The sequence below is a fragment of the Shinella yambaruensis genome (genome assembly GCF_050859155.1).
Lineage (GTDB): Bacteria > Pseudomonadota > Alphaproteobacteria > Rhizobiales > Rhizobiaceae > Shinella > Shinella yambaruensis.
On record NZ_CP150638.1, the window covers coordinates 4,315,001 to 4,328,888 of the forward strand.

Consider the following 13,888-nt stretch of genomic DNA (forward strand, 5'->3'; position numbering starts at 1 on the left):
GAAACAATCTTCTCGGAACAAAATCGGCCAAAACCGACAAGGACCGCAAAAGCGGAAACCCCACTTCTTGAAATACCGGAATATCGCGGGGTGGAGCAGCCCGGTAGCTCGTCAGGCTCATAACCTGAAGGCCGCAGGTTCAAATCCTGCCCCCGCAACCAACGATCCCAAAGAGCCCCCTCCGTGGGGCTTTTTGCGTTTCTGGGCTGTGCCGCCTCGCCGTAACCCGACAGCGCTTCATCCCACCCCGAACATCCCAAAACATTGCAACGCAAAGGCAGGCGTGGTTATAAGACGACATGTCGCTCGAATCCGTCCGTGCCTTCTTCTGCGAAAACGCTCCCGAAATCACCGTGCTGGTCACCGAACAGAGTTCCGCGACCGTGCCCCTCGCCGCGGCCGCGCATGGCGTGGCGCCTGAGCAGATCGCCAAGACGATCTGCCTGCGCGTCGGCGAGGAGATCGTGCTCCTCGTGGCCGCCGGCACCGCCAGGCTCAGCAACCGAAAGTTCAAGGACCGCTTTGCCGCAAAGCCCCGCATGCTGGAGGCTCAGGAGGTCCTCGCCGTCACTTCCCATCCGGTCGGCGGCGTCTGCCCCTTCGGCCTGCCCTCTCCCCTGCCGGTCTATTGCGACGCCTCGCTGAAGCCCTTTGCCGAGGTGGTGCCGGCGGCCGGCGCCACGAATGCGGCGGTGCGCATCGCGCCCGAGCGCATGGCAAGCCTCGTTCACGGCGAATGGGTCGACGTCTGCGACTAGAGCATTATCCGCCGAAGCGGCTTCGCTTCGGCGGGAAATGCTCCAGGGCCGAAAGGACCGCGAAGGCGCGCGCTGCTCCCTTCCGCCGTGAAAGAGTTTCAAGCAAATCCGGGGAAATGCCGGGCTGGCGCAATTCCGCTCGAACAAGCAATATGACGAAACTGTGATCAACCGCGGCCGGCTTCCGGCGGACAGCGGCGCGCGGGCGCGGAGGACATCCGCGAGGCAGGCGGTTCGCATGGCGGAGCGTCGCGCCAGGTCCCGGGTCGCTGGAGGAGCAAACTCGACCCGGAAGTTTTGCACGGCGGCGCCGACGAGCGCACGCCAGGGGGAGAAAACATGTTCGAACGGCTTTTCAAGCTGCGTGAGCACGGCACCACCGTGCGCACCGAGGTGATCGCGGGTCTGACGACCTTCCTCACCATGTCCTATATCATCTTCGTCAATCCGGACATCCTGTCGACCACCGGCATGGACAGGGACGCCGTCTTCGTCGCGACCTGTCTTGCCGCCGCGCTCGGCTCCATGGTCATGGCGACCGTCGCCAATTGGCCGATCGGCATGGCGCCCGGCATGGGCCTCAACGCCTTCTTCGCCTTCACGGTGGTGGCGGCGCTCGGCTTCACCTGGCAGCAGGCGCTGGGCGCGGTGTTCATTTCCGGCATCATCTTCGTCATCCTGACGGTGACCGGCGTGCGCAGCTGGCTGATCGCCGGCATCCCGCATTCGCTGAGGAGCGCGATCGCCGCCGGTATCGGCCTCTTCCTCGGCATCATCGCCCTGAAGAGCTCCGGCATCGTCGTCGACAATCCGGCGACGCTCGTCGGCCTCGGCGACCTCAAGCAGACCGGCCCGCTGCTCGCCATCCTCGGCTTCTTCATCATCGCCGTGCTCGATGCACTGCGCGTCAAGGGCGCGATCCTGATCGGCATCCTCGCCGTCACGGTCCTCTCCTGGATCTTCGGCGTCAGCGAGTTCCGCGGCCTCGTCTCCGCCCCGCCGTCGATCATGCCGACCTTCCTGCAGCTCGACATCATGGGCGCGCTGCACGGCGGCCTCCTGCATGTCATCCTCGTCTTCGTGCTCGTCGAAGTGTTCGACGCGACCGGCACGCTGATCGGCGTCGCCAAGCGCGCCAACCTCATCCAGGAAGGCAAGCCGAGCCGTCTCGGCCGCGCGCTCCTGGCCGACAGCACGGCGATCGTCGCCGGCTCGCTGATCGGCACCAGCAGCACCACGGCCTATGTCGAAAGCGCCTCGGGCGTGCAGGCGGGCGGGCGCACCGGCCTCACCGCCTTCACCGTCGCCATCCTCTTCCTCGCCGCCCTCTTCATCTCGCCGCTCGCCGGCTCCGTGCCGAGCTATGCGACGGCACCGGCCCTGCTCTATGTCGCCGGCCTGATGATGCGCGAACTGACGGAAATCGAGTGGGAGGACCTGACGGAAGCGGCCCCGGCGGCGCTGACCGCGCTCGCCATGCCCTTCACCTATTCGATCGCCAACGGCCTTGCCTTCGGTTTCGTCAGCTATGTCGTGCTGAAGTTCTTTACCGGCAGGTGGAAGCAGATCCACCCGGCAACGGCGATCGTCGCGGCGCTCTTCGTCATCCGCTTCGCCTTCTTCGCGGAGTAGGGGGATTTTTCTCCGACGGGAAACGGGCCGCGTGATGAACGCGGCCCGTTTTGCATGTCAGGATTTGGCGACGCCGTCGAGCCAGGCCTGCCAGACCGGCTCGCTTGCCGCGGCTATCTCCGCGGCCCTCTTTCCGTAGAAGAAGCGGCAGACGCTGAGGCGGATCGTCTCGCCCGAGCGGTAGAGGCCGAAGAGGCCGACGCCGGGCGCCTCGCCGTCGATGCGCACGAGGACATAACGCTGCCTGTCGTCCTGCCGCACGCCGACGACCTCGCCGAAAAACGTCTCGCCGGCTTCGACGGTCCAGTTCTCGCCGACATCGGCCGTCTCGTGGCCGAGCCCGTCGAGCAGCTTGCGCCAGACGACGAGGGCCTCGCCGGTCGCCTCGGCCGAGAGCTGGAAGGAGGCGGCAGGTTGGCCGGCATGGTGCGCGAGATAGAGCCGCAGCACCTCGATGAAGGCGGGCCAGCCGGATTCGAAGCCCTCCATCTGGTCGTCCCAGTCGTCCGTCGCGCTGAAGAGGGAATGCACCATGCGCACGAGGCACTGGTCGCCCGAGCGGGCGATGATGGAGATCTCGGTGGCGACCGGCGGGGCATTCTCCGCCCAGCCCACCTCCACATAGCCGAAGCGGTGCGGCGGCTCCCAGCCGGTGACCGTGCCGCCGGAGGTGACCCCCGGCATGAAGTGGAAGGTCAGCTGGCCGCCGATCTTCTCCTCGATCTCGGCCCGGGTGAACCAGGCGGCATTGCCGGGCCCGGTCGCCATGGCCTGCCAGACCTCCTCGGGCGTGCCGGGGACGAGAAACTCCATTTCCACCCAGCGCTTGCCGCTTGCGTCAAATTTCGTCGGCATCGGACTTCCTTTCCTGGTTTGTCGGTGCGGGATAGGCGGCGACCACCAGCCGGTGTGCCCGTCCGCCCGGGGTCTTTTCGTCGTGGTAGCGGGCGACGAGGGTCGCGACCGCCTCGGTGAGGTCGGCCGTGAAGGCGGCGCGCGCTGCGGGGGAGGCGAAGCGGATCGTCGTGTCGATGGAAAGCGTGGCAAGCCGCTTGTCCGCGGCGCGGGCGCCGCGCCAGAGCGCCCCAACCTCGCGCACGATGCGGGCGGCGAGCGCCACGAGATAGCTTGCCGAAAACCGGTCGCCGGAAATGCCGGGATCGGCGCCGACCGGCCCGAGCGCGGCGGGCGAGACGACATAGGAGCGCGCCGTCGCCACCATCAGCCGCTCCGTGATGCCGCCCCATCGGCGCGCCTCGGCCTGTTCCACCAGCTTTTCGTCTTCCAGCGCCTTGAGGTGATAGTTCACCTTCTGGCGCGTCAGGCCCACCCGGCCGGCGAGGGTCGCCGCGGAGGCGGGAACGGAAAGCTCGGCGAGCAGGCGCGCCTTGATCGGATCGAGGGCAAGCGCCGCGGCGGCCGGCGTGTCGAGGATATCGAGATCGAGCATGCGGCAGGATTCCATTGACAGGAAAATTTGTCAAGGAGAATAAAAAAATGCCGGCCCGTGGAGGCGGGCCGGCGGATCCGTGATCCCGGTGGGCGGATCAGCGGATCAGGAAGGGTTCGGCGTAGAAATGCTCCTCGAGGTTCACGCCCTCGCCGCCGCGGTCCACCACGGCGAAATCCGAGACCGTGTCGAGCGGCGTCAGGATGCCGTGCCAGACATTGCGGCCGATATTGACGCCCTGGCCGGGCGCGGTGCGGAAGGCGATCGGCTCGGCGGGGCCGTTCTCCGTCTCCTCGGCGACGACGACGAGGAAGGAGGCGTCGCCGAGCGGAATGAAGGCCTGGCTGCCGAGCGGGTGGCGCTCGACCATCGCCAGCTCCAGCGGCAGCGGATAGGGCTCGCCGCGCAGGAGGCTGATCATCGGCCGGGCCTTCTCGCCCGTCGTCTCGATATTGGCGAGGTCATGGTAACGGGTGCATTTGCCCGCATTGATCGGGAAGGTATGCGCGCCTTCCCGCTCGATCACCTGGCCGAAGGGCGCGAAGGCCTCGCGGGTGAGCGGCTTGATCTCGATGGTCTTCATGTCTTTCCTCCCTCGGCCGGATGGCCAAAAACACGCAGGCGGCTCACGCCGCCGTCCGGATGGATGTTCAGGCGGACATGCGTCACGGCACCCGCCCGTTTCACGAGAGTGCCGCCGAACGTATGGATGCGGTCGGCGGCGAGCTTCTGCTCGGGCAGGATCTCCTGCCAGAACATCGACGCGGCGGTGACAAGGGTGGGGAGGTCCCCCGTCGTGCCCGTCAGGTCGGCGGCCTGCAGGGAGCAGGCATCCGGGTAGTTGCCCTTGAAATGGGCGGTATCGACGACGATGCTTTCGATCGTCGCCCGTGCTGCGAGCCTGACCACGATCCATTCGTGGCCGGGCACGCGGCGGCGGCTGGTCTCCCAGCCGTCGCCCATATTGATGCCGCGGCCGGGCGCGAGCAAGCGCTGGTGGCCGTAATGCCCGTTCGAAAGCGCGACGACCTCTCCGCCGGCGAGCGCCGCCGCAAGGTCGATCGGCTCGCCGCCGATCGCCGTCCGGTCGAGCACCGGCTTGCCGTAGACGCGCAGCCGCGCCACGCCGCCGTCGGGATAGATGCGCAGCCGCACATGGCTGTAGAGCCCGTCGTCGCCGCAGTCGAAGAAATGCTGGGCGCCTGGCCCGAGCGGGCTTGGACCCAGCACCGCCGTCCAGGATGTCCGTGCATTCGGCCCTTCCGGCGCATGGCAGGCCTCGATGGCGCAGGCCGTCGGGAAGTTGCCGGTGAAATGGGCCGTATCGACGTCGAAGCCGCGGATGCGGCCGGGCGTTGCCAGCGCGATGACGGCATGGTCGTGGCCGGGTCCCCGGCGACGGCGGGTTTCCCAGCCGTCCATCCATTTGCCGTTGTCGTCGTAGACGCCCGGCCGGTAGACCGCGGGTTCATCGGCCAGCAGGCGCGACAGCGGCCCGAAGAACTCGTCCGTCGCGAAGATGGCCCTTGCCCCGAGACCCGCCGAGGCTAGGTTGATCGTTCCGCGCGTGAAGGCGGGCAGGGCGCCGGTCGACATGGTTCCGCTCTCAGGCCGGCAGCATGGCTTTGAGCCGCAGCAGCGCGATGCGCTCCACCTGCCGGCAGGCGGTGGAAAGCTCGGTGTCGCGGTCGTTGCCGATGCGGGCCTCGAAGGCGGCGAGGATGCCGGCCTTCGTGTTGTCGCGCACGGCGATGATGAACGGGAAGCCGAATTTCCTCACATAGGCCTCGTTCAATTCGGTGAAGCGGGCGCGCTCCGCGTCGGTCAGCGCGTCGAGGCCGGCGGAGGCCTGTTCCTCGGTGGAGCTCGCGGTAAGGCGTTTCGCCTGGGCCAGCTTGCCGGCAAGGTCCGGGTGGGCGACGAGCACGCGAAGCCGCTCGGCATCGCTGGCCGCGCGGAACTGGAAGGTGAGGGCGGCGGCAAGGCCGGTCGCCGTGTCGTTTGCCGGCGAAAGTTCGTCGGCGAAGGCGCGGCGGGCGACCCAGTCGGAATGTTCGAACACGCCGCCGAAACGCGCGACGAAGGCCTCTTCGGTCATCTGCGAGGGGCGCTCGGCCGGCGGCTGCGGCGGATGGATCTTCGCCCAGTGCTCGGCGATGTCGACGCGCCGCGCGATCCAGACCTTCTCGTGGCTCTGCACATAGTCGATGAAGCGGGCGAGCGCCATGACGCGGCCCGGCCGGCCGATCAGGCGGCAGTGCAGGCCGATGCTCATCATTTTCGGGCTGCCCTTGGCGCCTTCCGCGTAGAGCGCATCGAAGCTGTCCTTCAGGTAGCTGAAGAACTGGTCGCCGCTGTTGAAGCCCTGGGGCGTCGCGAAACGCATGTCGTTGGCGTCGAGCGTATAGGGGATGATGAGCTGCTGCCGGCCGCCGTGCTCGTACCAGTAGGGCAGGTCGTCGGAATAGGTGTCGGAGATATAGGCGAAGCCGCCCGCCTCGGCGACGAGGTCGATGGTGTTCACCGAACAGCGGCCGGTATACCAGCCACGCGGCCGCTCGCCGGTGACGAGCGTGTGCAGGCGGATCGCCTCGGCGATGGCGGTGCGTTCGTCCTCCGCCGTCATGTCCTTGTGCTCGACCCATTTGAGGCCGTGCGAGGCGATCTCCCAGCCGGCCTCCAGCATGGCGGCCACCTGGGTGGGCGAACGGCGGAGCGCGGTGGCGACGCCGTAGACCGTGACGGGCACGTTCTTTTCGGTCAAAAGCCGGTGCAGGCGCCAGAAGCCGGCGCGCGCGCCGTATTCGTAGATCGATTCCATGTTCCAGTGGCGCTGGCCCGGCCACTGGGCGGCGCCGACGATCTCGGAGAGAAAGGCCTCGGATGCCGCATCGCCATGCAGCACGCAGTTCTCGCCGCCCTCCTCGTAGTTCAGCACGAACTGCACGGCGACGCGCGCCTCGCCCGGCCACCGGGCGGCCGGCGGTGTCTGTCCATATCCGTGCATGTCACGGCAATATCGCATGGGAACGCTCCTCCAAACGTTTTCGATGCGGAATTTCTAACCGCAAATCGGCTGCGCCATTCCCCACGGAAATTTTGAAAGTCTCGAACGATCCTGCTGCTTTTCAGTGGCAGGGGGCTGGTGGATAGTGATTATCGGAGCGCTGTGTTCGGGAGGAAAGACATGCAAACTCATTCGCAAGGGGCCGGCCGCCTCACGACCCATGTGCTGGACACGGCGCGCGGCAAGCCGGCGGAAGGCCTGCGCATCGATCTCTATAGGGTGGAGGGCGACACGCTGCACCTTCTCAAGACCACCGAGACGAACGACGACGGCCGCTGCGATGCGCCGCTCTTGGCCGGCGAGACGATGAAGGCCGGCACCTACGAGCTGCGCTTCCACGCCGGCGATTATCTCGGCCGTACGGGGGATGGCCCGATGTTCCTCGACATCATCCCGATCCGCTTCGGCCTTGCCGACGAGGGCGTGCACTACCATGTACCGTTGCTCGTCTCGCCCTTCAGCTATTCCACCTACCGCGGGAGCTAAGCCATGGCGGCCGCCAACATCCGCTCGGAACTGCGCTTCATTCTCAATGGCCGCGACGTCGCGCTCAGCGACGTCGCGCCGGACCAGACGCTGCTCGACTGGCTGCGCCTCGCGCGCCTGCTCAAGGGCACCAAGGAAGGGTGCGCCGAGGGCGACTGCGGCGCCTGCACGGTGCTGGTGGGCCGGCTGACGCCTGCGGGCGGCCTTGTCTACGAGGGCGTCAATGCCTGTATCCGCTTCCTCGGCTCGCTGGACGGCTGTCATGTCGTCACCGTCGAGCATCTCGCCGCCGGCGACGGCCGCCTGCACCCCGTGCAGCAGGCCATGGTGGATTACCACGGCTCGCAATGCGGCTTCTGCACGCCGGGCTTCGTCATGTCGCTCTATGCGCTGTGGATGCAGTCGCCCAACCCGACCGACCAGGAGATCGAGACGGCGCTGCAGGGCAATCTCTGTCGCTGCACCGGCTACGAGCCGATCCTGCGCGCCGCCCGCGCCATCTCCAGCTATGGCGGCACGGAGAAGGACCCGCTGCTTGCCGAACGCCAGGCGATGATCGCGCGCCTCAAGGCGCTCGCCGACGGCGCGCGCGTCGAGATCGGCGAGGGCAAGAAGCGGTTCGTCGTGCCGACGGACCTCGATGATTTCGCCGCCGTGCTGGAGGCCGAACCCGCCGCCACGGTGGTGGCCGGCTCCACTGATGTCGGCCTGTGGGTCACCAAGCACATGCGCGACATCACGCCGGTCGTCTTCATCGCCGGCCTTCAGGAGATGAAGGCGATCACGGTGCAGGACGGCGTGATCACCCTTGGCGCGGGCGTTACCTATAGCGAGGCCATCGCGACGCTCTCGCGGCACATTCCGGCGCTCGGCCCGCTCATCACCCGCATCGGCGGCCAGCAGGTGCGCAACATGGGCACGATCGGCGGCAATGTCGCCAACGGCTCGCCGATCGGCGACACGCCGCCGGCGCTGATCGCGCTCGGCGCGTCGGTGACCTTGCGCAAGGGCGCGGAACGGCGCACCATCCCGCTCGAGGATTTCTTCATCGCCTATGGCAAGCAGGACCGCCAGCCCGGCGAATTCGTGGAATCCCTTACGGTGCCCGTTCCTCCCGCGGCGGAAAAGTTCGCCGTCTACAAGGTGACCAAGCGCCGCGACGAGGACATTACCGCAACGCTCGGCGCCTTCCGCCTGGCGCTTGCCGCGGACGGCACGGTCGCCGCCATCACCATCGCCTATGGCGGCATGGCGGCGACGCCGAAGCGCGCTTTCGCCGTCGAGAAGGCGCTGCTCGGCCAGAGCTGGACCGAGGCGACGGTGGAAGCGGCCATGGCGAAATATGCCGAGGACTACACGCCGCTGACCGACATGCGCGCGACCGCGGAATATCGCGCGATGGTGGCCAGGAACCTGCTCCTGCGGTTCTATGTGGAAACGACGACCAGCGGGGAAGCCACGCAGGTGTCCAGATACGAGGCTGCGTAAGCCATGAACAAGCACACTCCAGACCTCAAGGCGGAAAAGATCACCGGCGGCGTGCATGCGAGCCCGCGCCACGATTCCGCGCACAAGCACGTCGCCGGCACGGCCGTCTATATCGACGACATCACCGAGCCCGCCGGCACGCTGCATGCCGGCCTCGGCCTTTCCACCGTCGCCCATGGCGTCGTGAAATCTCTCGACCTTTCGGCCGTGCGCGCCGCCCCCGGCGTCGTCGACGTGCTGACCCACGAGGACATTCCCGGCGACAACGACATCTCGCCCTCCGGCATGCACGACGATCCCGTGCTCGCCGCCGGTAAGGTGGAGTTCCACGGCCAGCCGATCTTCTGCGTGATCGCTGAGACGCGCGAGGAGGCCCGCCGCGCCGCGCGCCTTGCCAGGGTCGAATACGAGGAGCTGCCCGCCAATATCGACATCTGGGACCTCGACCAGAAGACGCACCGCCAGGTCTTTCCGCCGCTGACGCTGAAGCGCGGCGATGCGGCCGCCGCCCTCGACAGCGCGCCGCGCCGGGTGAAGGGCCGCATGCGGCTCGGCGGACAGGACCATTTCTATCTCGAAGGCCAGGTCTCGCTCGCCGTGCCGGGCGAGGACGACGAGGTCACCGTCTACTGCTCCACCCAGGGGCCGAGCGAGACGCAGCATCTCGTCGCCCACGCGCTCGGCGTGCCGAGCCATGCCGTGACCGTGGAGGTGCGCCGCATGGGCGGCGGCTTCGGCGGCAAGGAGACCCAGGCCAACCAGTGCGCCGCGCTCGCCGCCATCGCCGCCAAGAAGCTGGGCCGCGCCGTCAAGCTCCGGCTCGACCGCGACGAGGACATGGTGGCGACCGGCAAGCGGCACGATTTCGCCATCGACTACGATGTCGGCTTCGACGACGAGGGCCGCATCCTCGGCATCAACTACACCTTCGCGCTCAGGGCCGGTTTCTCGGCGGACCTCTCTGGTCCGGTGGGCGACCGCGCACTGTTCCACTGCGACAATGCCTATTTCTTCCCGCATGTGCACGCCAGGACGGCGCTCCTGCACACCAACACCGTCTCGAACACCGCCTTCCGCGGCTTCGGCGGCCCGCAGGGCATGGTGGGCGCCGAGCGCGTCATCGACGAGGTGGCCTTCGCCGTCGGCAAGGACCCGCTCGAGATCCGCAAGCTGAACTTCTACGACGCGATGGGCGTCGAGGGGACCCGCAACCTCACGCCCTACCACCAGAAGGTGGAGGACTGCATCATCCAGCGTATCGTCGCGGAGCTTGAGGAAAGCGCCGACTATGCCGGCCGGCGCGAGGCGATCCGCGCGTTCAACGCGAAGAGCCGCATCGTCAAGCGCGGCCTCGCGCTGACGCCGGTCAAGTTCGGCATCTCCTTCACCAAGACGGAATCCAACCAGGCCGGCGCGCTGGTGCATGTCTACACGGACGGTTCCGTGCACATGAACCATGGCGGTACGGAAATGGGCCAGGGCCTGCACCTGAAGGTGGCGCAGGTGGTGGCGGAAGAGTTCCAGATCGACCTCGACCGGGTGAAGATCACGGCGACGACGACGGCCAAGGTGCCGAACACCTCGCCGACGGCGGCTTCGTCCGGCGCCGACCTCAACGGCATGGCGGCGCAGAACGCGGCGCGCCAGATCAAGGACCGGCTGATCGATTTCGCCGCGGAAAGCCATCAGGTGCCGCGCGACCAGGTCGTCTTCCTGCCGAACCGGGTGCGCATCGGCAATGCCGAGATGGCCTTCAACGATCTTGTGAAGAAGGCCTACATGGCCCGCGTCCAGCTCTCGGCGGCGGGCTTCTACAAGACGCCGAAGATCCACTGGGACCGCTCGAAAGGCCGGGGCCACGCCTTCTACTACTACGCCTATGGCGCGGCCTGCTCGGAGGTCTCGGTCGATACGCTGACCGGCGAATATGTCGTCGAGCGCACCGACATCCTGCACGATACCGGCCGGTCGCTGAACAAGGTCATCGACATCGGCCAGGTCGAGGGCGGCTTCATCCAGGGCATGGGCTGGCTGACCACGGAGGAACTGTGGTGGGACGGCAAGGGGCGGCTGCGCACCCACGCACCCTCCACCTACAAGATCCCGCTCGCCTCGGATCGCCCGAAGATCTTCAATGTGGCGCTGACCGACTGGTCGGAAGCCTATGAGCCGACGATCCACCGCTCCAAGGCGGTGGGCGAGCCGCCGCTGCCGCTCGGCCTTGCCGTGCTGCATGCGCTGTCGGACGCGGTGGCGAGCGTGGCGGACCACAGGATCTGCCCGCGGCTCGACGCCCCGGCAACGCCCGAGCGCGTGCTGATGGCGATCGAACGCCTCAAGGCGGCCCGAGCAATTCCAGGAAAAGTGTGATGCGGTTTTCCGTCCGGAATTGCGGCAAAGAAAGCAAGGGGTGAGGCCATGCCCGCCGTGCGCGAAGACATCCGGGATTTCCTGCGCCGGGCGCCGGGGTCGATCCTGGTCGAGGTGACGGGCGCGGCAGGGTCCACGCCGCGCGATACGGACGCCTTCATGCTGGTCTCGGAACGGGAGATCTTCGCGACGATCGGCGGCGGGCAGCTCGAATATATGGCGATCGACCAGGCCCGGCGCGCGCTGCGCTCGGGCGCGGCCGCCGCGCCGATGAGCGTGCCGCTCGGCCCGGAGATCGGCCAGTGCTGCGGCGGGCGCGTCGGCCTCACCTTCACCGCCATGAACCCGGCGCTTGCGCGCGACCTTATCGCCCGCAGCGACCGTGAGATGGCCCTGAGGCCGCATGTCTACGTCTTCGGCGCCGGCCATGTCGGCGATGCGCTCGCCATGGCGCTGTCGCTCGCCCCGCTGCGCGTCGTGCTGGTGGATACCCGCGAGGACGAGCTCGTCGCCTCGACGGTGCCGCGCATCGAGACCTGCCTCACCGCCATGCCCGAGGCCGTGGTGCGCGATGCGCCGGCCGGCAGCAGCTTCGTCGTTTTGACCCACGATCACGCGCTGGATTTCCTGATCACGGCCGAGGCGCTGAAGCGCAACGACGCCGCCTATGTCGGCATGATCGGCTCGAAGACCAAGCGCACGACCTTCCGCAACTGGCTGTCGCGCGAGATCGGCCAGCCCGACCTTTTCGACCGCCTCGTCTGCCCGATCGGCGGCACGTTCGTGAAGGACAAGCGCCCGGCGGTGATCGCGGCGCTTGCGACCGCCGAGATCATGACGGCCGCGCTGACCTGGGCAGGCGCGCGTCAGGATGCGGTTCCCGTCAGGGATTGAAGCAGTCTATTTCCCGGCAGCCTTTTCCCACGGGTTGAGGCATGGGACGCCGAGCGGCTGGAAGTCCGAAAGGTTGCGTGTGACGAGGACCAGATCGTTGGCGAGTGCGGTCGCCGCGATCATGCCGTCGGCAGTCGGTTTCCTGCCGGGTGTCGGCAATCGACCTGCGATCGAGGCCGCCTGCATATCGAACGGCAGGAGCCTTGCGGAAAATTCCGGCAGCACGACGGCCGTCAGCCACAGGGAAAGGTCATCGGCAAAATCGGGATTGCGAAGACGTTCGCGTTGTATGCCGAACTCGATCTCCATGATCGTTACCGTCGATAGATAAGCGGTCTCGACATCGAACGCGTGGAGAAATTCCTGGAACTCAGCGGCCTGACGCCCAGCCTTGCGGGATGCGGAAACAACGTTCGTATCGAGCAGGAATGCCATCAGAATTCGACGTCCCGGCCCTCGAAGCTGGCGCGTTCGGGCGCAAAATCGTCATCGAACCTGGAACCCTTGTGGTTGAGGGCGTCATACAGGCTTTTCGACTTTCGCCAATGGTCCTTGAAGTCGCTGTAGCGGACAAGCACATAGCGCGCCTCGCCATGCTCGGTGATGACGAGGGGGCCTTCGTTTGCCGCCTTCTTCGCCTTGCTCGGATTCTGGTTGAAGTCGGCGCTGGTCATGGAGGCGAAGGACATGGGCTTCTCCATCTAGTACATTCTTGGAAGAAATATACTATTTCTCGCTGTCTGCTTCAACCGCCTCGGCTTTGCCGCCGTCGATATCCTCTCCGAGCAGCCGGCCGATCAGCCGCTGACATCGCTCGGCCATGAAATCGATCATCAGCCGCACCTTGGGATCCTGGAAACGCTTGTGCGGATAGATCGCGGCGAGCTGCACGGAGGCGGGCGGGCTGTCCTTCAGGATCTCCACCAGGCGGCCCTCGGCAAGATGGGCCTTCACCTCGAAGAGCGGCTTGTTGATGATGCCGCGACCTTCCAGCGCCCATTGCGTCAGCACGTCGCCGTCGTCGCTGTCATAGGGTCCGGCGACCTCGAACTTGCGCACGCCCTCGGCGGTCACCAGCGTCCAGTAATATTCCTTCGAGCCGGGATAGCGCAGCAGCAGACAGTCGTGCTTGTCGGCGATCAGTGCATCGGCCGTCCTCGGCGTGCCGCGGCGGGAAAGATAGGCCGGCGAGGCGCAGAGCACCCGCTCGCAATTGAGGATGCCGCGCATGCGCAGGTTCGAATCCTCCAGCACGCCGAGCTTGAAGGCGACGTCGACGCCCTCGGCGAGGATATCGACATTGTGGTCCGACAGGCGCACCCGCACCTCGATGTCGGGATACTTGTCGTGGAATTCCGGAATGCCCGACGCGATCAGCCGCCGGCCGATGCCGAGCGGCGCGGTGATGCGGAGCGAGCCCTTGGGGTTGCGCGACAGGTCCGCGATCGCCGCCTCCGCCTCGTTCACCGCCTCGATGATCTTCACCGCGCCCTCGTAGAACACGCGGCCGTGCTCGGTCGGCGAGAGCTTGCGTGTCGTGCGGTTGAACAGCCGCACGCCGAGATGGCGCTCCAGTTCCTTGATGCGATTGCTGGCGACCGCGGGGGTGACGCGCTGGTCGCGCCCCGCCGCCGAAAGGGTACCGAGTTCGACCACGCGAACGAAGACGCGCACATTATCGAGATAGGACATGGCTCTTTCTACCACATCGGCGTGCCGAGCAAAGAGGCGGCCATCTTTTAG

Annotated in this window: 14 protein-coding genes and 1 tRNA gene; 7 read left to right on the plus strand and 8 right to left on the minus strand. The window is 66.8% G+C overall.

The window, feature by feature from the left end:
- Positions 1-84 precede the first annotated feature (84 nt).
- The 3 genes from WMC41_RS20960 (at position 85) to WMC41_RS20970 (ending at position 2,390) form a co-directional block, all read left to right on the plus strand.
- Positions 85-161: transfer RNA gene (locus tag WMC41_RS20960), tRNA-Met, on the plus strand.
- 138 nt (positions 162-299) lie between these two features.
- The gene (locus WMC41_RS20965; RefSeq protein ID WP_432346138.1) at positions 300-758 is read left to right on the plus strand and encodes a YbaK/EbsC family protein; all 459 of its coding nucleotides are present in this window, start codon (positions 300-302) and stop codon (positions 756-758) included.
- Between the two features lie 339 nt (positions 759-1,097).
- A complete protein-coding gene (locus tag WMC41_RS20970) occupies positions 1,098-2,390 on the plus strand; it encodes an NCS2 family permease (protein ID WP_244770449.1) in 1,293 nt (430 codons plus the stop codon).
- Between the two features lie 57 nt (positions 2,391-2,447).
- On the opposite strand, the gene WMC41_RS20975 is transcribed toward WMC41_RS20970, so the two are convergent.
- The 5 genes from WMC41_RS20975 to puuE all read right to left on the minus strand — a co-directional run bounded on the left by WMC41_RS20975 (position 2,448) and on the right by puuE (position 6,865).
- Entirely contained in the window at positions 2,448-3,245 is a 798-nt protein-coding gene (locus WMC41_RS20975; RefSeq protein ID WP_432346140.1) for an SRPBCC family protein, read from the minus strand.
- A complete protein-coding gene (locus WMC41_RS20980; RefSeq protein WP_432346142.1) occupies positions 3,229-3,840 on the minus strand; it encodes a helix-turn-helix domain-containing protein in 612 nt (203 codons plus the stop codon). The genes WMC41_RS20975 and WMC41_RS20980 overlap by 17 nt, the downstream gene beginning before the upstream one ends.
- Positions 3,841-3,937: 97 nt before the next feature.
- Positions 3,938-4,423, minus strand: coding sequence for an ureidoglycolate lyase (locus tag WMC41_RS20985; RefSeq protein WP_432346144.1), 486 nt, complete (start codon positions 4,421-4,423; stop codon positions 3,938-3,940).
- A complete protein-coding gene (alc, locus tag WMC41_RS20990; protein WP_432346146.1) occupies positions 4,420-5,436 on the minus strand; it encodes an allantoicase in 1,017 nt (338 codons plus the stop codon). Before alc ends, WMC41_RS20985 begins: the two co-directional genes overlap by 4 nt.
- A 10-nt stretch (positions 5,437-5,446) precedes the next feature.
- The gene (puuE, locus tag WMC41_RS20995; RefSeq protein WP_432346148.1) at positions 5,447-6,865 is read right to left on the minus strand and encodes an allantoinase PuuE; all 1,419 of its coding nucleotides are present in this window, start codon (positions 6,863-6,865) and stop codon (positions 5,447-5,449) included.
- Positions 6,866-7,027: 162 nt separating this feature from the next.
- On the opposite strand from puuE, the gene uraH reads away from it, so the two are divergent.
- Genes uraH through xdhC form a run of 4 tightly spaced genes read left to right on the plus strand, consistent with a single transcriptional unit; the run spans position 7,028 to position 12,145 of the window.
- Positions 7,028-7,393 (plus strand): hydroxyisourate hydrolase, encoded by a 366-nt coding sequence (gene uraH, locus WMC41_RS21000; protein WP_244770443.1) that lies wholly within the window; start codon positions 7,028-7,030, stop codon positions 7,391-7,393.
- Between the two features lie 3 nt (positions 7,394-7,396).
- Positions 7,397-8,881: a xanthine dehydrogenase small subunit gene (xdhA, locus tag WMC41_RS21005; protein ID WP_432346151.1), complete on the plus strand. Its 1,485-nt coding sequence runs from the start codon at positions 7,397-7,399 to the stop codon at positions 8,879-8,881.
- A 3-nt stretch (positions 8,882-8,884) separates the two neighbouring features.
- Positions 8,885-11,251 (plus strand): xanthine dehydrogenase molybdopterin binding subunit, encoded by a 2,367-nt coding sequence (gene xdhB / locus WMC41_RS21010; RefSeq protein ID WP_432346153.1) that lies wholly within the window; start codon positions 8,885-8,887, stop codon positions 11,249-11,251.
- Positions 11,252-11,299: 48 nt separating this feature from the next.
- Entirely contained in the window at positions 11,300-12,145 is an 846-nt protein-coding gene (gene xdhC / locus WMC41_RS21015) for a xanthine dehydrogenase accessory protein XdhC (RefSeq protein ID WP_432346155.1), read from the plus strand.
- A 6-nt stretch (positions 12,146-12,151) separates the two neighbouring features.
- Here the strand turns inward: xdhC and WMC41_RS21020 are convergent, their stop codons facing one another.
- Genes WMC41_RS21020 through WMC41_RS21030 form a run of 3 tightly spaced genes read right to left on the minus strand, consistent with a single transcriptional unit; the run spans position 12,152 to position 13,837 of the window.
- Entirely contained in the window at positions 12,152-12,580 is a 429-nt protein-coding gene (locus WMC41_RS21020) for a type II toxin-antitoxin system VapC family toxin (protein WP_432346156.1), read from the minus strand.
- On the minus strand, positions 12,580-12,834 hold the full coding sequence (locus tag WMC41_RS21025) for a type II toxin-antitoxin system Phd/YefM family antitoxin (protein ID WP_244770438.1): 255 nt from the start codon (positions 12,832-12,834) through the stop codon (positions 12,580-12,582). The genes WMC41_RS21020 and WMC41_RS21025 overlap by 1 nt, the downstream gene beginning before the upstream one ends.
- 37 nt (positions 12,835-12,871) lie before the next feature.
- Positions 12,872-13,837, minus strand: coding sequence for a LysR family transcriptional regulator (locus WMC41_RS21030; protein WP_432346158.1), 966 nt, complete (start codon positions 13,835-13,837; stop codon positions 12,872-12,874).
- Between the last annotated feature and the right edge of the window lie 51 nt (positions 13,838-13,888).